We start from the raw sequence: 19,265 nt of genomic DNA on the forward strand, positions 1-19,265 counted from the left end.
CGTTATAAGTATTCTAAAATCCGTTCTAAAGCCATCCCACGAGAGCCTTTAATTAATACCGTAGTGTTATTAAGGTTAAGGTCTTTTAAAGTCGGTTTTAAGTCTTCAAAGCTAGGAAACCTAACTGTTGCGCCTTTAGTTTTAGTTTTGTAAAAGTTTTTGCCTATTAGGACGGTATTAGTTTTAAAATTATCCTCTATAAAATTGACTATAGACTGATGTTCTTTATCAGCGTCTGCACCTAATTCAAACATATCTCCAAGAAAGAGATACTTCTTGTCTGCATCTAATTGCTTTAGGTTTTTAAGAGCAGCTAACATACTTGTAGGGTTAGCGTTGTACGCATCTAAAATGATTTTGGTAGTTCCTTTTTTAATAATTTCAGAGCGGTTATTGTCGGGTTGATAACCTTCAATAGCTTTTTTTATGTTTTCTGTAGTAACATTAAAATGCTTACCAATGGTAACAGCTACTGCTATATTTCCGTAATTGTAATCGCCTATAAGTTGACTTTCAATTTTAGAGCCATCATGTAATAAGGTTACGTTGGGGTTGGCACTTTCAAAAGTAAGTGTACAGTCATTTTCTAAGCTATTACCAAAAGTGATAATCTTAGAGTAATCTCCGATTTGTTTTACCTGTTTCTCATCGTCCTCATTAATAAATGCTGTTTTCTGATTCAGTTTTATATAATCATACAATTCTGATTTTGCTTTAATAACTCCTTCAATACTGCCAAATCCTTCAAGATGCGCTTTACCGAAGTTAGTAATTAAACCGTAATCGGGTAGGGCTATCCCACATAAAAAAGCGATTTCTTTTTGATGATTGGCTCCCATTTCAACAATTCCGAAATCCATGTCTTCAGAAAAACGTAATAAGGTTAGTGGTACACCGATATGGTTATTTAAGTTTCCAATGGTAGCTTTTACATTGTATGTTGTGTTGAGTACGGTATAAATAAGCTCTTTAGTGGTTGTTTTACCATTACTGCCTGTTAATGCTATGATAGGAATATTAATGACTTCTCTATGATGTCTAGCAAGCTCTTGTAGGGTAGTCAATACGTCGTCTACCAATATACAGTTGTCACTTTTTAAGGCATCAACATCATCTACAATACAGTACTTGGCACCACCAGCAAATGCTTGGTCGACAAATTTATTACCATCAAAATTATCACCTTTCAAAGCAAAATATAGGCAGTCTTGTTGAAGTTTTCTGGTATCTGTTGAGATGGTAGAGCAGGTCTTAAACTTTTGATATATAATATCGATTTCCATAAGTTATTATTCTTAAGCTTTTACGTGTGTTTATAGCGATTACGTATAAGAATGCTTGTTATTTAAACACGTTTCTTTAATAGGTTTAAAAATAAAAAGTCCTGATATATTTATCAGGACTTTTTAAAAAAATATTTAAAGCTTCTTAATTTCGTCTTTTTCCTCCGTCTTCACTTTTAGATCCAACTCTAGAAACAGCACATCTAAAACCAATATAGTCTGTTGCCATATCTTGTGGGAAATAGCGACGTTGAGCTGGGTCAATCCAGTACGCTCTATCTCTCCAAGAACCACCTTTATAAACTCTCACTTCATCGTTAATTAATGATGTTCTGCTATTAGACTGGTCATATTCTCTAACCATAGTCCCTTCTAAAGTATCAATTTGAACTGAATGTTTAGGAGAATTGTACATCTTACTAGTTGCACTCTTGTCGCCTTCAGTTTCGTCAAAACTTTCTCTGTAATAACGTGAAGAACGCTTATCACCATCTCTAAAGTTTCTGTTATCACTTTGACTAAAGTTAGTTCTTAAATACGTTTCGTCCTCATCAATTGGCACTCTAGCAATTTCACCAGGTAAATCTCTAGCGATAATTTTACCGTTGCTTAATGTATCATATACAATTTCATCAACAGTTACAATTTTTACTGTACCATCTTCGTTAATTGCATTTTTAGAATAAACGTTTCCTCTATAGTAGTTAAAATCATTAAATTCATCATCTACAATAGGTCTGTAAACATCAGCTACCCACTCAGCAACATTACCAGCCATATCATATAAACCGTAATCATTTGGTTCGTATGTTTTAACTTCTGCAGTAATATCAGCACCATCGTCAGACCAACCTGCGATTCCACCATAATCACCTTTACCTTGCTTAAAGTTAGCCAATTGATCTCCACGATTTACACGTTTTCCAGATCTAGTATACTGACCATCCCATGGGTATTTTTTACGACCTCTATATACGTTATATTGACGTAATTCACTCATGCCTAAAGCAGCATATTCCCATTCAGCTTCGGTAGGAAGTCTGTATTTTACAGGAATTAATCCAGATTCTCTATTAGCATAAATATTGATAGGGTTACCATCGGCATCTGTTTGCTGTCTACGTTGTCCGCCTTCTAATACTTCAGCATTACCACCATATGTTTGTGATGGTGCATTGATATATGTATCTGTACTAAATGTGCTTTCTGCGCTTACGTCTGTGTATTGTGCATCTCTTTTGATGTATCCTGCTTCTTGTAAAGACAATTCTGCAACACGGTCAGTTCTCCAATTAGCATATTCTACAGCTTGGATCCAACTCACACCAACTACAGGGTAGTTTGCATAACCTGGGTGACGCAAATAGTTTTCGGTCATCATTTCGTTATATCCTAAACGATTTCTCCATACTAATGTATCAGGAAGTGCTCCTTTATATATTAAAGCATAGTTAGGGTCGTCTGGTGGGTATACATTTTTTAAATAATCTAAATAAAACAAGTAGTTTACATTCGTAACTTCTGTTTCATCCATATAAAATGACTGTATATGCTGTTGTGTTGGAGTGTTATTCCAATCGTGCATTGGGTCATCTGCTACTTTACCCATTGTAAAGGTTCCACCTTCAACAAAAGCAGTTCCTGGAGGAGTTTCCTGCTCTTTGAATTGTGTGTTGTACTGAAAACCACCTTGTTTATCGTTGATTTTCCAGCCTGTGGCACTATCTACGTTGCCAGAATTAGAAGAACGATTACAACTCACAATTGTGGCGCAAAGCGTTGCTGCTATTAAAAATTTTAGGTTTGAGACATGTTTCATATCCATACGTTTAAGTAAGCTCGTTTAATTTTAGAGTCGCAATATAACAATTAAAGGTAAACCGACAACTTTTTTTTGTGTCTAAATTTAAAAAATGATGCATTTCATCCTTTTTTTTGAACATAACAACGGATTTTTTTCAATTTATCGATGTATTTTGCCCTTTAATAACGAGCCTAGAAATGATTTATTGTTGTATTTTTGAAATAAAAATGCTGTAGTCATAATAACGTCTCGTATAAGTCGTTATTTTATTGTGAAATATAGGATGTGTTATATCAGACTTATCTTAATAATTCTATTTGAGACGAAAAACGAAAATGAATAAATGAAAAACTGCTATTTAATCTCTCTTCTCTTATTTACTGTGCTTTGTTTTGGGCAGCAAAAGCAATTTAATATAAACTGGGATGGCTATAAAGTTTTAGAAACTAGTTATAGTAAAATTGAAGTCCCTGCTTTTGATGAGAATCATTTTAATTATAATGACGATACTGGTTTAATCTTTTTTGACCAATGGGAAAGTAACGGGGGTCAAATTGACCAAAATTCAGTTGCTGTTACCAATATTGTATATGAGACAATGTCGTTTAACGAATTGAAAGATTTAAATCCAAAGCTTATTCCTGTGTCTCCGAGGTATAAGATGCATACGACTAATGCTAGAGGAAAGTATAGTGATTATTTTGAACTAACTCCTATTATTAACGATAAAGGGATCTATAAGAAAATAACAGCATTTACGGTAAATTATAATGTGCTTTCTAGTCGTTCTGCGACGGGTACAATGGGGGTAAATGCCATTACAAATTCAGTTTTAAGTTCCGGACAATGGTTTCGATTTTATATAGAAGACTCAGGTGTCTTTAAATTATCTAAGAGTTTTTTGGGCGGTTTAGGGGTGAATACAAATTCTGTTGACCCAAGAACCATAAAGATTTATGGTAATGGAGGACGAATGCTGCCATTAGAAAATTCTGAAAATTATCCTTTTGATGTTGTAGAGAATGCCGTGAAGTTTGTAGGTGAGGAAGACGGTCGTTTTGATAATGCCGATTATATACTTTTTTATGGAGAAGGTCCTAAAACCTATAGCGAAGAAAGTGAAACAAATTTAAACTTATACACAGATAAGACCTATTACTATGTTAATGTTAGTTCTGGTAATGGTAAGCGTATTCAAAGTATGCCTACGATTAATGCTGCCGCTAATATTGAAATTGATACGTTTCAAGATTACCAGTTTTATGAAGTTGATGAGTATAACCTTGCAAAGTTAGGTAGACGTTGGTTTGGTGATGATTTTGATATTGAAAATCAGCGTTCTTACGAGTTTGAATTCCCAAATTTACTAACAACTGTTCCTGTAGACTTTCGTATTGCTGTCGGATCTGTTTCCGAAGTGCCTACAACTATGAAAGTTACAATCAATGGTAATGAGGTTACAACTTTAGGACTTTCAGCTATAACGCCAGGCTCAGTTTTAGGAACTGCTGCGGCCTACAATCAATCCCAAAATATTGCTTCGGATGTTATTACGGTAACTTTTGACTATAATAATAGTGGTAACCCATCTGCAAATGCATTTCTAGATTATATTAATATAGAAGCCACGCGTAGTTTGAGATATGAAGGTGATCAGTTCGTTTTTAAAAATAAAGATGTTATCACTACACCAGGAATTGCACAATATAATATTGCAAACACAAACAATATTAGAGAAATCTGGGATATAACAGACCGTTTTAATGTGAGTACTACAGTGAATTCAGATAATGCCAGTACGATGTCTTTTAAAGCACAGTCAGGAGAAGAAAGAACATATTTAGCTTTTTCTAACTCTGATGTGTTTTCGCCTAAAGTAGATTCTAGGACCGTAGTTTCAAATCAAAACTTAAAAGGCACAATTTTTACCAATAATCAGGGTGAGTTTGAAGATATCGATTATATCATTTTGGCGCCATCTCAATTTTTAACTCAAGCAGAACGCTTAGCTGAGATTAATAGAAACCAATACAGTCTGAAGGTAAAGGTGGTTGATTTACAAACGATATATAATGAGTTTAGCACCGGAAGCCAAGATATTGCGGCATTGCGTAATTTTATTAAATATGTTTATGACAATGCGAGCACACCAAGTAAACGGTTAAAATATCTGTGTTTGTTTGGTGACGGTTCTTATGATTATAAAAATAGAATAAACAATAATACAAACTTGGTACCATCATGGTATACTACAAGTAGTTTTAGTTTAACAAGTTCATTCGTTTCAGATGATTTTTATGCCATGTTAGATGACAATGAAGGCGGCATGATTAATTCCATTGACCGAATGGATATTGCGGTGGGTAGAATTTTAGCAGAAGATGTGCAACGTGCTAAAGAGATGGTAGATAAAATTAATACCTATTACCAACCAGAAGCTTATGGCAGTTGGAGAAATAATGTCCTTCTTATTTCTGATGATGTTGATGAGGCTTGGGAGCAAAGATTGCAAAAAACGACCGATGATTTAGGGACGACGCTAGATGAAGAAAAACCATTTTTAAATGTTGTAAAAATTCATTCGGATGCCTTTGAACAAGAATCTTCTGCGGCAGGAAATAGATATCCTAAAGTAAATGATGCTATAAAAGATGCTATTGAAGTTGGCGCTTTAGTAGTTAATTATTTTGGTCATGGAGGTGAAGATGGTATTGCTAAAGAACGAATTTTTGATAAAATAGATTCGCAAGAGATAAACAACATTTGTAAATATAATTTGTTTATCACCGTAACTTGCGAATACACCAAATTCGATGATCCAAACAGAGAAACCGCAGGTGAATATACCTTTTGGAATACAAATGGAGGTGCTGTGGCTTTAGTGACTACAACACGACAAATTATTGTGACGGTTGGTGAATCTTTAAATAATGTATTAGATGACTATTTATTTGCGTTTGGTTCTAGAGATTACGTCTCAATGGCAGAAGCATTACGTTTAACAAAAATTGATAATAATATCGCTGGTTCTAGTCAAAAACGATTAGTGTTCTTTATTGGAGATCCTGCTATGAAATTAGCTTTTGCGCAACCAGATATTAAATTAACCAAAGTAAATGATGTAGAAATTACACAGCCTATCGATGTTCTAAAAGCGTTAAGCTATACAAAACTAGCAGGTGAAGTGGTAGATACAAACGGCAATGTATTATCTAATTATAACGGAACACTAACAGCAACGGTTTTTGATAAAAATATTGAGCGTCAAACCTTAGGTAATGATGGGGTTACAGATACTAGCGGGGATCTTATTATAATGGATTTTAATACGTTAGGCGAAGTCATATTCAAAGGTCAAGCAAGTGTTGTAAATGGACTGTTTGAATTTGATTTTATTGTGCCAAAAGATATCGGAATTCCGGTTGGTAATGGTAAAGTGAGTTTTTATGCGCAAACCGCTAACCCCATTTCGGATCAAGCAGGTGCAAATTTTGATATTCAAATTGGTGGTATTAATGAAAATGCTCCCGAGGATAATATCGGACCAGTCATTAATTTGTATATGAATGATGAAAATTTTGTATCAGGTGGTATTACGAATGAATCTCCAGTGTTATTAGCAAAGCTTCAAGATGATAATGGTATTAATACAGCAAGTGGTATTGGTCATGATATTACAGCTATAATTGACGGAGATGAAACCAACCCAATCGTTTTAAATAATTATTACCAAGCAAATGTAGATGATTATACTAATGGTGCAGTTTCCTATCCATTTAGAGATTTAGAACCTGGTTTACATACCTTAACTTTAAAAGCATGGGATGTTTACAATAACTCTTCAACCGTCGAAATTCAATTTATTGTTTTCGATAAAGATGAAGAATTAGTCATTAATAATGTTTTAAACTACCCAAACCCATTTGTGAGTTATACGGAGTTTTGGTTCAATCATAATAGTGTAGAGCCTTTAGACATATCTGTACAAATATTTACGGTTTCGGGTAAATTAGTAAGAACTTTAAACGGACAAACCTCAGGTGGAAGCAAAGCGGTAAGTTCTTTATCTAAAGATATTATATGGGACGGAAGAGACGATTTTGGTGATAAAATCGGAAAAGGAGTCTATGTCTATAAACTAAAAGTGAAATCTAACCGTTTAAATAAACAGGTTGAAAAAATTCAAAAACTTGTCATACTATAATAATAATTTATATTTGCTAACGAATTAATACTATCTAATAGGTGTTAATATTTCAAAAATTGAACATGAAGAAACATTTTATAATCCTTATCGCACTCGTAACAATTGGTTCTACCTATGGTCAGACAGTAATTCTACCAAATAATTTTGATAGTAGAGTCATCACTACAGGTTTACCATTTATGTTAATTGCACCAGATGCTAGATCTGCGTCATTGGGAGATATGGGAGTTGCAACATCAGTCGATGGGTTTTCACAACAATACAATCCGGCTAAATATGTGTTTTCTGAAACAAAACAAGGAGTTAGTTTAAGTTATACTCCTTATTTAACACGATTGGTAAATGATATATCTTTAAGTTACGTAACGTATTTTAATAGAATTAATGATGTTAGTGCATTTTCTGTAGGTCTAAAGTATTTTTCTTTAGGTGAAATTGTATTAACTCAAGACGCAACATCTGAAGGTATTGCAGTAAAACCAAATGAGTATGCTATAGATGGAGCTTATACGCTTAGATTAAGCGATCAGTTCTCAATGGCAGTAGCATTGCGTTATATGAGATCTGCTTTGAAACTTCGTGAAGTTGATACAGGAGCTAATCCAGGTAGTACCTTTGGTGCTGATATTACAGGGTATTATCAAAGTGAAGAAGAAGCTTATAACGATTATAATGGCCGTTGGAGAGCAGGTTTTGCAATTCAGAATTTAGGACCAAAATTTAAGTATGATGACGGTGGTAATGATGTGTTTCAGCCAACGAACTTAAGATTAGGGGCAGGATTCGATTTTATATTTGATCAATATAATAAACTAGCGATAACTGGTGAGATTTCTAAATATTTAGTACCAACACCTCCTATTTATGGTGATGAATTCAATTATGAGGATGAGAATGGCAATGGAGAATATGATGAAGGTGAAGAGTTTGGTAACCCAATTAGAAATAATATAATTATTGAAGGTCAAGATCCTGATGTTAGTTTTTTAAATGGAGTGTTTCAATCGTTTGGTGATGCACCAGGTGGTTTTAGTGAAGAGCTTAGAGAGTTTACTTGGGCCTTAAGTGCAGAGTACACGTATCAAGATAATTTTTCATTGAGAACTGGTTATTTTAATGAGTCTGATGATAAAGGGGCACGTAAGTTTTTTGCACTTGGAGCAGGTTTCAAATACACTACCATAAATGTTGATTTATCATATTTATTTTCAGCATCTAAAATTCAGAGTCCATTAGAAAATACATTACGTTTTTCACTGACCTTTAATTTTGGTGATGGTGAATACACTGAATATTAAAATTTATAACTAAATTTAGATATTAAAAACTATTGTTTATTAAAGCAATAGTTTTTTTGTCTAAAATAAATTGCAAACTATGAAGGAAGTCAAAATAGAAACCACATTACAAGTCTATGATGATATAAATGAGCTTCCTAAAGCCATTCAAAATTTAATGACTACGGCCATAGAAGCTAGAGAGAATGCCTATGCACCATATTCAAAATTTAATGTAGGTGCTGCTATTTTGTTAGATAATAGTATTGTTGTTATTGGTAGTAACCAAGAAAATGCATGTTTCCCTTCGGGACTGTGCGCAGAACGTACAGCAATATTTTATGCAGGAGCAAAATATCCTAAAGCTAAAATTCTGAAGATGGCAATAACAGCTTCCTCACAAAATCAAATTACGGATAAGCCTATTCCTCCATGTGGAGCATGCAGACAATCCATCGCAGAATACGAAATAAAACAAGATCAACCCATCGAAATTTACTTCATGGGAGCAGAAGGTAAGGTTGTAAAATCACATTCTTTAGCTAATTTATTGCCGCTTCTTTTTGAAAGTTCAGTTTTATAAGGCTTTCATTGCAATAAATTCAGTAATAACTTATTTTTTTTATGATATACTGTTTCTTCATTATTGACTAATGTGTTATTTTTGTTATTCTATTTTATTTAAAAAGAACTCATCAAGAAATGCAAAAAATAACTAAAGAAGTTTACCTAAAGTGGTACGAGGACATGTTGTTCTGGAGAAAGTTTGAAGACAAACTAGCCGCAGTTTACATTCAGCAAAAAGTTAGAGGATTCCTTCACCTGTATAATGGTCAAGAGGCTGTATTAGCAGGAGCTTTACATGCTATGGATTTAACTAAAGACAAAATGATTACAGCATACCGTAATCACGTTCAGCCAATAGGTATGGGTGTAGATCCAAAACGTGTTATGGCAGAGTTGTTTGGGAAAGCAACAGGTACATCGATGGGTCTTGGTGGATCTATGCATATTTTCTCTAAAGAATTTCGTTTTTACGGAGGTCACGGTATTGTTGGTGGTCAGATTCCTTTAGGAGCTGGTATTGCATTTGGTGATAAATATCACGATAAAGACGCTGTAACTATTTGTTGTTTTGGTGATGGTGCTGCAAGACAAGGTTCGTTACACGAAACGTTTAACTTAGCTATGCTTTGGAATTTACCAGTTGTATTCGTTTGTGAAAACAACGGTTATGCCATGGGAACTTCAGTAGCACGTACAGCAAATCATACCGATATCTGGAAACTAGGTCTTGGGTACGATATGCCTTCTGGACCAGTAGATGGGATGAATCCTATTAAAGTTGCAGAGGCTTTTGATGAAGCTATTCAACGTGCAAGAAAAGGTGGTGGACCTTCATTTTTAGAAGTGAAAACATACCGTTATAGAGGGCATTCAATGTCTGATGCACAGCACTACAGAACTAAAGATGAGGTTGCTGAGTACAAAAAAATTGACCCAATTACACAAGTAAAAGATATCATTCTTGAAAATGAATATGCGTCAGAAGCGGATTTAAAAGCGATTGACAAAGATGTTAAGAAGCGCGTTGCAGAGTGTGAGAAATTCGCAGATGAATCTCCATATCCTGAAAAGAATGTGATGTACGATGTTGTATATGAACAAGAAGATTACCCATTTATAGACCACAAAATTAAGTAAACTATGGCTGAAGTAATAAATATGCCGCGTTTGAGCGACACCATGGAAGAAGGAACTGTTGCCTCTTGGTTAAAAAAGGTAGGTGACAAAGTTGAGGAAGGCGATATTTTGGCTGAAATCGAAACTGATAAAGCAACTATGGAGTTCGAGTCTTTTAACGAAGGAACGTTATTGCATATTGGTATTCAAGAAGGTGAAACTGCTAAAGTTGATACCCTTTTAGCTATTATCGGTGAAGAAGGTGAAGATATTTCTGGTTATTTAAACGGAGATGCAACATCAAACGATTCTGAAGAAAAGGAAAGTTCTGAATCGGAGGAAAAAGAAACTGAAACTGAAAGTTCTGATTCTAGTGAAGAACAAGAATTACCAGAAGGAGTTATTGTTGTTACCATGCCGCGTTTAAGTGATACCATGGAAGAAGGGACTGTGGCGACTTGGTTAAAGAAAGTTGGCGATGAGGTAGAAGAAGGTGACATTCTTGCTGAAATTGAAACAGATAAGGCCACAATGGAATTTGAATCGTTCCAATCTGGGAATTTATTACATATTGGTTTAGAAGAAGGTGAGTCTGCTAAAGTAGATTCATTATTAGCTATAATAGGCCCTAAAGGAACTGATGTTTCTGGGATTGCTAAAAACTTTAAAACTGAAGGCGCAGATGCTAAGAAAGAAGCACCTAAGGCTGAAGTTAAAAAAGAAGCACCAAAAGCTGAAACTAAAAAAGTTGAAGAAAAGAAAGAAGCTCCAAAAGCTTCAACTTCGACGTCAACTTCAGGACGTATTTTTGTATCTCCATTAGCCAAAAAAATGGCTGAGGAAAAAGGTGTTGATTTAAACCAAGTTAAAGGTTCTGGTGAAAACGGTAGAATTGTAAAGAAAGATATTGAAAACTTTACACCTGCTGCACAAGGAGCTTCTGTTGGTAAATTTGTTGCCACTGGTCAAGAAGATTTCGATGAAATACCAAATTCAAACATGCGTAAAGCGATTGCTAAAAATTTAGCAAAATCTAAATTTACGGCACCACATTATTATTTAAATGTGGAGTATGATATGGAAAACGCCATTGCATTTAGAAAGCAATATAATTCTATCCCAGATACTAAGATTTCTTACAACGATATGATTGTAAAGGCATGTGCTTTAGCTTTAAAGCAGCATCCTCAAGTAAATTCACAGTGGTTTGATGATAGAATGCAATTAAATAACCATGTTCATATTGGTGTCGCAGTTGCAGTGCCAGACGGTTTATTAGTACCAGTTGTTAAATTTGCAAACGAGCAAAGTTTAACTCAAATTGGTGGAGCTGTTAAAGAATTAGCAGGTAAAGCTAGAAATAAAAAGTTAGGACTAGATGAAATGGAAGGTAGTACGTTTACAATTTCTAACTTAGGAATGTTTGGTATCGATAGTTTTACATCAATTATCAATCAGCCTAATTCAGCAATCTTATCTGTTGGAAATATTGTTGAAAAACCAGTAGTTAAAAACGGACAAATTGTAGTTGGTAATACCATGCAACTTTGTTTAGCTTGTGACCATAGAACGGTTGATGGAGCTACAGGTGCGCAATTCCTTCAAACTTTGAAAGGCTATATTGAAAACCCATTAACAATGGTTGTATAATTTTATTACAGCACTCTGAATTCAATTTAGAGTATCTATATAATATAATCCTGATTTGATAAATTTCGAATCAGGATTTTTTTATCTTTAAACACAAATAAAAATCTAATGATGAAAAAAATACTTTCAGTAATCTCAATCGCTTTACTTTGCTCATGTGCTTTTAATGTAAAGGCACCAGATGGCAGACCAGGAAAAGATGGTGAAAATGCTAAACCTATTATCTCACAAGAAGCGATTAAAGCCAGTATGGAATATTTAACTTCTGACGAGTTAGGAGGAAGGGAAACAGGAAGTGAAGGCCTTGAAAAAGCAGCTGTGTTTATTGAAGAGTATCTAAAATCTAATGGTATTAAACCTTATTTTAAAACCTATCGTGATTCATTTAAAGTAAAAGATCTAGATGGTTATAATATTGTGGGTGTAGTGGAAGGCAATGATCCTAAACTTAAAAATGAATATGTAATTCTAGGTGGCCATTACGATCATATAGGAATAGGGAAAGTTGTAGAAGGAGATTCAATTGCTAATGGTGCCAATGACGATGCTTCTGGTACTATTGCAGCGATGGAATTTGGTGCCTATTTTGCCAAAACAAAAACCAATAAACGTAGTATTTTAATAACCTTATATGATGCAGAGGAAAAAGGTTTAAAAGGTTCTGCGCATTTAGCAAAACGTTTAAAAAATGAAGGCATAAATGCTTACACAATGATTAATTTTGAAATGATTGGGGTGCCGAGAGCTTCAACCGAAGCATTGGCTTATATGAGCGGTTACGAGCGCTCTAATTTTGCTGAAACTTTAAATGGATATGCAGGGGAGGAAGTTGTTGGATTTTTTGAAGGAGCAAAAAAGATGAGTTTATTTATGAGATCAGATAACTTTCCGTTCTTTAAAGAATTAAATATGCCTGCGCATGCCATTTCAACGTTCGACTTTACAAATTTTGACTATTATCATCATGTGTATGACGAAGCCGATAAAATGGATTATGTACACATGGCGAATTTTATGAATAAAATGATTCCTGCTTTAGAAGGCATGATGAATGCACCAACAAAAGAAGTGGTTTTAAACGATGAGTAAAAATATAATAATTACAGGAACAAGCAGAGGAATAGGTTTTGAATTGGTTCATTTATTAGCGGAGCAAGGTCATAATGTTTTAGCTTTATCTCGAAATGCAAAACCAATCTCTAATCTTCATTTTGATAATATTTCATCATTTGCATTTGATTTATGTAATGAAGATGATTACCAAAAAGTCGTAGATTTCGTTAAAAGTGAATGGAAACACGTGGATGTTCTAATCAATAATGCTGGTGCGATATTGAATAAACCTTTTGCAGAAACAACATTTAAGGACTTTGAAAAAGTATACCAAACCAACGTATTTGGTGTTTCAGAATTAACGAGAACAGTTCTTCCTTTTATGAAAAGTGGAGGACATGTGGTTACGATTAGTTCTATGGGAGGGATTCAAGGGAGTATGAAATTTCCAGGCTTATCAGCCTATAGTTCTAGTAAAGCGGCTGTTATTACTATGACCGAATTATTAGCGGAAGAATATAAAGAAACAGGCCCACAATTTAACGTGTTGGCATTGGGCGCCGTACAAACCGAAATGTTGGAAGAAGCATTTCCAGGATACAAAGCACCAACGACAGCTATAGAAATGGCAAGATATATTCAAGATTTTGCTTTAACCGGAAATAAATATTATAACGGAAAAGTATTGCAGGTTTCTAATTCTACACCTTAATAAAGTTTAACCGTCTTCAAACCGTTTAAGTTTATTCTGAGCCGTAATTAATTCAGATTTTAAATAATCAATTTTTTCTAAAAGATTAAATACAGCATCAATACCTTCATAGTTAAGTTGAAGGTCTTGGTGTAATCGAATCATTTTTTCTACATCTGCAATCTTATCTTGATGGATGCAATAGGTCTTTTCTACCGAAATAAACTCAATCAGGCCATACGCATTCAATCCCGTAAAAAAGGACATTTCAATTTGGTAATGCGTACATAGACTTGGTATGGGTATTAAATGTGTGTTTTGCATAACTATTGTAATTTTGCCAATTCTTCAAAAAGTTCTTTTTCCTTGTCAGATAGTTTTTTTGGTAATTCGATATTATACGTAATGACCAAGTCACCAAATTGTCCTTCTTTTTTATAAATGGGAAAGCCTTTACCCTTCAATTTTACTTGAGTCCCATTTTGGGTTAGCGGTTTTATAGTCAACTTTACCTTACTATCAAATGTTTCGATGATAACATCTCCTCCCAAAACGGATTTATATACATCAAGATTTACGGTTTTATAAAGGTTTGAGCCATCGCGTTTAAAATCAGTAGTGTTACTGATATTAAATTCAATAAGTAAATCACCATTAGGCCCACCATTTCTGCCTTCACCACCTTTACCTTTAATTTTTATAATTTGACCATTAGTAATTCCGGCAGGTATAGTTAAACGTATATTTTTTCCATTAACGGTCAACACACGTTTCTCTGAAGTATAAACGTCTTTAAGGTCTAATTGCAATTGGGCATTAAAATCTTGTCCTCTAAATTTAGTGTTACCAGGCCGGTTTCCAAATCCTCCTCCAAACATGGATTCGAAAAAATCAGAGTACTCGCCATCTCCGAAATCCTGTGAGCCAGATGAACGTTGGTAATGTTGTTGGGACTGGTGTTGCTGTTCTTGTTGTTTTTGGGCCTGGTCGTAAGCTTCTCCATGTTGCCAATTTTCACCGTATTTATCGTATTTTTTTCGATTTTCGTCGTTGCTTAATACTTCGTTAGCTTCATTAACTTTCTTAAATTGTAATTCAGCCTCTTTGTCATTAGGGTTTAAATCGGGATGATGTTTTCTCGCCAATTTTCGGTAGGCTTTTTTGATGTCACTCTTGGTTGCACTTTTATCTACCCCAAGTATTTTATAATAGTCAATAAATGCCATGATTTTAAATTCTGAATATAATTTTGGGTCTTAAATAACCTCTAACTAAGTTACTGAATTTTTAGGCTAATGTCAAGATATTTACTGCTAATCTCAATGTAATAAATGTGTTGGGAATTCATTGGTAATATCGCTGTAAAGCTTTCTGTCAGATGTTATTGTTTTAAAAGTTAACAGAATGTTAATGCTTATTTTTATATTTAGGAAAAATATACAGCATGATTAAAAAACTACGCAACCAAAATCTATCGTTTTTCATAGTTTTATTAATAACTTTTATTGTCCAAAATGGGAATGCTCAAGTATTTAATCGTGTTGAGAACACTGTGGGTTTGGGTACGCTTCGAGAAAATAATGGAGTAGCAGTTGCCGATTACGATGGCGATGGTGATTTAGATGTGTTTGTTGTTGCTAAGGCAAAGGATGATCCAGATAGCCTAAAAACATTAAGTCGCTTATTTCAAAATAATAATGACGGCACATTTACAGATGTTACAGACATAGCAGGCTTTATTAATTTAGTGACGCAAGATGAAGGAGGTAGTGAGTATTTTGGTTTAGATGGCATTAAAAATGGGGCGTTTTGGGGAGATATAAATAATGATGGTTATCCTGATTTATTTTTAACGAATTCTCTAAAAGTACAATTATGGAAAAATTTAGGTGACGGTACTTTTTCAAATATTACTGACAGTGCGGGCTTTCAGCCGACGAACCTTTGCCGTTATACCGGAGCAACTTGGTTTGATTATAATAACGATGGTTTTTTAGATATCTATATAAATGATTGGAATGGCTGTGGAAGTAATCAGCTTTATAAAAATAATGGTGATGATACCTTTACTGATGTCACCGTTTTAACAGGAGTTTTTACGAGTCTTGGGAGAGAGAGTTATATGGCATTACCTTTTGATTTTAATAATGATGGTTTTATGGATTTATTGGTTTCAAATGACCTTACAGAACCTAATTATGTATATATCAATAATGGTGGAGTTTCCTTTGAGGATCAAGCTGAGGAATTTGGATTGAATACGGTAGGAAATGATATGGGCATTACCATAGGTGACTATAATAATGACGGTAGCTTTGATTTTTTTATAACCAGTATAAATCAAAATTTCTTACTTCAAAATAATGGTGGTAATTCATTTACAGACGTCGCAAGTGATTTTCACGTTGATAATACTGGCTGGTCTTGGGGTGTTAAATTTTCAGATTTTGATTTAGATGGTGATGTAGATTTATATATAGCTAATGGTTACAATTTTGGCAATAGAACAGCAGAACCGAATTTTTATTATAAAAGTAGTTTTGCTGAAGGTTTAAATAAATTTGAGGATGTATCAGCTCAATTAGGCTTAAATGAAATAACCACTAGTGTTGAAGCTATTGAATGGGATTACGATAATGATGGTGATATTGATTTATTTGTTACTAATAGCGATAGGTCTTCATTTTTATACGAAAACAAAACATTAAATTTTGATACCACTGATTCTGATTTGCATTTTTTTAAAATTCAATTAGAAGGTACAATATCAAACCGTGATGCTATAGGTACCGAACTCACATTAACAACTGCAAATGGAACTTTAAAACGGTACTACGCTGGGGTTGGTTTTTTAAGTCAAAGTTTACAAGCTGTGCATTTTGGTCTAGGTGATGCTACCGCTATTACCGCTTTAGAAATTAAATGGCCGTCTGGTTCAATTGAGACTTTTAATAATTTAGATGTAGATATTACCATAAAAGCAACAGAAGGGCAAGGTTATGAGGAGTTAACGGTTGTACCGAGTATAAAAGTTTATGGGTGTACTGATCCTTTATCTTGTAGCTACGATACTAATGCAACATTAGATGATGGCTCTTGTAGTTATATTACTCCAAATACCATTGTAGGTAATTTGGCATCATCGTTTTTAAAAACAGAGATTTACAGTTATAGTATTGGGGCGGAATCTATAGCCAACTGGCAAGTTGTTGGAGGTGAAATTTTAAGTGGTCAGAGTACTGACACCATATCCGTAAAATGGCATATAGTAGAATCGGGGTCCATTTCAGTAACAGAATCTAACGAGAATTGTTCTAGTTTGGGGACGTCTGTTGAAGTGAGCTTAAATGCTGATAATCTTCCTGAAGACGTATCTATTGCAAGACTATGGAATGAGGCTTTACTCGAGGCGATAAGAAGAGATTATGCTAGGCCTACCATACACGCCCGAAATTTATTTCATTCGAGTGTGGCAATGTATGATGTTTGGGCAATTTATGATGATATCGCTGATCCTTATTTAATAGGAAATACAGTACATGGATTTAGTAGTACCTTGGAAGAATTTACTCCATCCGAAAACAGAGAAGAGTCCGAGCGGAAAGCAATTAGTTTTGCTATGTATCGTTTATTAACGCATCGTTTTCAAAATTCTCCCAATGTGGATATTACTCAAGCCAGATTTGATTTGTTAATGGATAACTTAGGTTATAATACACTATTTACATCGTTATTATATGAAGATGGCAATGCAGCAGCTTTAGGAAATTTTGTTGGTCAGACTTTAATAGATTATGGTTTACAAGACGGATCCAGAGAAGCCACAGGTTATGATAATGCCTATTATCAACCCGTAAATGCCCCTTATGCCTTAGATGTCTCTTTCCATCCATTAATAAACGACCCTAACAGATGGGAGCCACTAAGTTTAGAAACATTTATTGATCAAAGTGGAAATCTAGTAGAGGGTGATGTACCTCCTTTTTTAAGTCCAGAATGGGGAAATGTATCCGCATTTGCATTAACAGATGAGGGGATGACAAGTTACCAAAGGGATGGGAATACGTATAATGTGTACCACGACCCATCGCATCCGCCATATATCAGTACAACAGAAAACACATCAGAAAGTGATGCTTATAAATGGGGCTTTTCAATGGTCTCAGTTTGGCAATCACATTTAGATCCTAGCGATAATGTTATGTGGGATATTTCACCAAGTTCTATTGGTAATGTGGATATTAGTACATTTCCTATGGCCTATGAGGACTATCCAAGTTTTTATGATTTTACAGAAGGAGGATCAAATAGTAACGGACATGCTATTAATCCGTTTACAGGTAACCCATATGAACCAAATATTGTACCTCGTGGTGATTATACCAGGGTGTTAGCTGAATTTTGGGCAGATGGTCCAGATTCCGAAACACCACCGGGTCATTGGTTTTCTCTCTTAAATTATGTTAGTGATCATCACGATTTTGAAAAACGATTCCAAGGTGAAGGAGAAATTCTAGAACCGTTAGAATGGGATGTTAAATCATATTTTATACTCGGTGGAGGTATGCATGATGCAGCAATTTCTGCATGGAGTATTAAAGGGTGGTACGATTATATAAGGCCAATATCTGCGATACGTTACATGGCTGGACAAGGGCAAAGTACCAACCCTTCGTTATCTAATTATAGTGTTACTGGTATAGAACTCATCGATGGATATATTGAAGTAGTTGAATTAGGGGATCCATTAGCTGGGCTTTTTGAGGAGCATATTGGTAAAATAAAATTGTATACATGGAAAGGACACGACGCCATAAATAATGCAGAAACAGACCAAGCAGGAGTCGGATGGATATTAGCTGAAGATTGGTACCCATACCAAAGACCAACTTTTGTAACGCCACCATTTGCCGGTTTTGTATCTGGCCATTCTACTTATTCTAGAGCCGCTGCAGAATTAATGACTATGATGACAGGTGATCCGTTTTTTCCTGGAGGAATGGCGGAATTTGTAGCAAAAAAGAACAAGTTTTTAGTTTTTGAAGAGGGACCATCACAAGATATAGTGCTGCAGTGGGCAACCTATAGAGATGCTTCAGATCAAACCAGTTTAAGTCGTATGTGGGGAGGTATACATCCACCTGCCGACGATATTCCTGGCAGATTTGTTGGTCAGGTTGTAGCGGAAGACACTTTTAGTTTTGCAGTACCATATTTTGAAGGTGAAGAATTACACGTTGAAGAGTCGGCTTTGATATTCGGAGTGTACCCTAATCCAACAACAAACCGAGAAGTAAATATCTCAAATACGACAGCTAACGCAGTTATTGAGGTGTTTGATATGAGAGGACGAAAAATTGAAATACAAAATAGAAGTTATGATGCGCTTACCAACACAACAACTATAAGGTTAGTGTCTGCAGAAACAGGGTTGTATTTGTTGAAGATTAATGCAGATTCTAAAATGATTGTCGTTCGTAATTAAGCTATGCGATGTTGTAGTTTCATTGTTATTGCCAGTCGTGTTTCGTAATTTGTAATTACAGTTCTATGGTATTCATTTTGATTGGAAAACACCTAAAAAGTAATAATTTAACGCTTATTTTTGCAGCAATGC

The 19,265-nt window shown here is 34.7% G+C and carries 12 protein-coding genes; 8 read left to right on the plus strand and 4 right to left on the minus strand.

The features are described 5' to 3' along the window. Positions 1 to 2: 2 nt before the first annotated feature. Both HM984_RS05095 and gldJ read right to left on the minus strand, forming a co-directional pair. Entirely contained in the window at positions 3 to 1,283 is a 1,281-nt protein-coding gene (locus HM984_RS05095) for a UDP-N-acetylmuramoyl-tripeptide--D-alanyl-D-alanine ligase (protein ID WP_179348371.1), read from the minus strand. Positions 1,284 to 1,428: 145 nt separating this feature from the next. Then, a complete protein-coding gene (gene gldJ, locus HM984_RS05100) occupies positions 1,429 to 3,108 on the minus strand; it encodes a gliding motility lipoprotein GldJ (protein ID WP_179348372.1) in 1,680 nt (559 codons plus the stop codon). Positions 3,109 to 3,430: 322 nt separating this feature from the next. Between gldJ and porU the strand changes: the two genes are divergently transcribed. The 7 genes from porU to HM984_RS05135 all read left to right on the plus strand — a co-directional run bounded on the left by porU (position 3,431) and on the right by HM984_RS05135 (position 13,669). Next, entirely contained in the window at positions 3,431 to 7,291 is a 3,861-nt protein-coding gene (gene porU, locus HM984_RS05105) for a type IX secretion system sortase PorU (RefSeq protein ID WP_179348373.1), read from the plus strand. Between the two features lie 65 nt (positions 7,292 to 7,356). Next, on the plus strand, positions 7,357 to 8,592 hold the full coding sequence (gene porV / locus HM984_RS05110; protein ID WP_179348374.1) for a type IX secretion system outer membrane channel protein PorV: 1,236 nt from the start codon (positions 7,357 to 7,359) through the stop codon (positions 8,590 to 8,592). A gap of 79 nt (positions 8,593 to 8,671) precedes the next feature. After that, complete coding sequence (gene cdd, locus HM984_RS05115) at positions 8,672 to 9,154, plus strand: cytidine deaminase (protein WP_115811178.1); 483 nt, start codon at positions 8,672 to 8,674, stop codon at positions 9,152 to 9,154. A 119-nt stretch (positions 9,155 to 9,273) separates the two neighbouring features. Then, complete coding sequence (gene pdhA, locus HM984_RS05120; RefSeq protein WP_179348375.1) at positions 9,274 to 10,275, plus strand: pyruvate dehydrogenase (acetyl-transferring) E1 component subunit alpha; 1,002 nt, start codon at positions 9,274 to 9,276, stop codon at positions 10,273 to 10,275. Between the two features lie 3 nt (positions 10,276 to 10,278). Then, positions 10,279 to 11,904, plus strand: coding sequence for a pyruvate dehydrogenase complex dihydrolipoamide acetyltransferase (locus tag HM984_RS05125; RefSeq protein WP_179348376.1), 1,626 nt, complete (start codon positions 10,279 to 10,281; stop codon positions 11,902 to 11,904). Between the two features lie 111 nt (positions 11,905 to 12,015). Next, positions 12,016 to 12,993, plus strand: a complete 978-nt coding sequence (locus HM984_RS05130; RefSeq protein WP_179348377.1) for a M28 family metallopeptidase — start codon at positions 12,016 to 12,018, stop codon at positions 12,991 to 12,993. Then, positions 12,986 to 13,669: an SDR family NAD(P)-dependent oxidoreductase gene (locus HM984_RS05135; RefSeq protein ID WP_179348378.1), complete on the plus strand. Its 684-nt coding sequence runs from the start codon at positions 12,986 to 12,988 to the stop codon at positions 13,667 to 13,669. The genes HM984_RS05130 and HM984_RS05135 overlap by 8 nt, the downstream gene beginning before the upstream one ends. A gap of 6 nt (positions 13,670 to 13,675) precedes the next feature. Here the strand turns inward: HM984_RS05135 and HM984_RS05140 are convergent, their stop codons facing one another. Together HM984_RS05140 and HM984_RS05145 are read right to left on the minus strand one after the other, a co-directional pair. Next, positions 13,676 to 13,972, minus strand: a complete 297-nt coding sequence (locus HM984_RS05140) for a chaperone modulator CbpM (protein ID WP_115811167.1) — start codon at positions 13,970 to 13,972, stop codon at positions 13,676 to 13,678. A gap of 2 nt (positions 13,973 to 13,974) precedes the next feature. After that, on the minus strand, positions 13,975 to 14,874 hold the full coding sequence (locus HM984_RS05145; protein ID WP_179348379.1) for a DnaJ C-terminal domain-containing protein: 900 nt from the start codon (positions 14,872 to 14,874) through the stop codon (positions 13,975 to 13,977). Positions 14,875 to 15,092: 218 nt separating this feature from the next. Here HM984_RS05145 and HM984_RS05150 point away from each other — a divergent pair, with 218 nt between their 5' ends. After that, on the plus strand, positions 15,093 to 19,133 hold the full coding sequence (locus HM984_RS05150) for an FG-GAP-like repeat-containing protein (protein ID WP_179348380.1): 4,041 nt from the start codon (positions 15,093 to 15,095) through the stop codon (positions 19,131 to 19,133). Positions 19,134 to 19,265: the final 132 nt, after the last annotated feature.

It is taken from the genome of Winogradskyella pacifica (genome assembly GCF_013403915.1).
Taxonomy (GTDB): domain Bacteria; phylum Bacteroidota; class Bacteroidia; order Flavobacteriales; family Flavobacteriaceae; genus Winogradskyella; species Winogradskyella pacifica.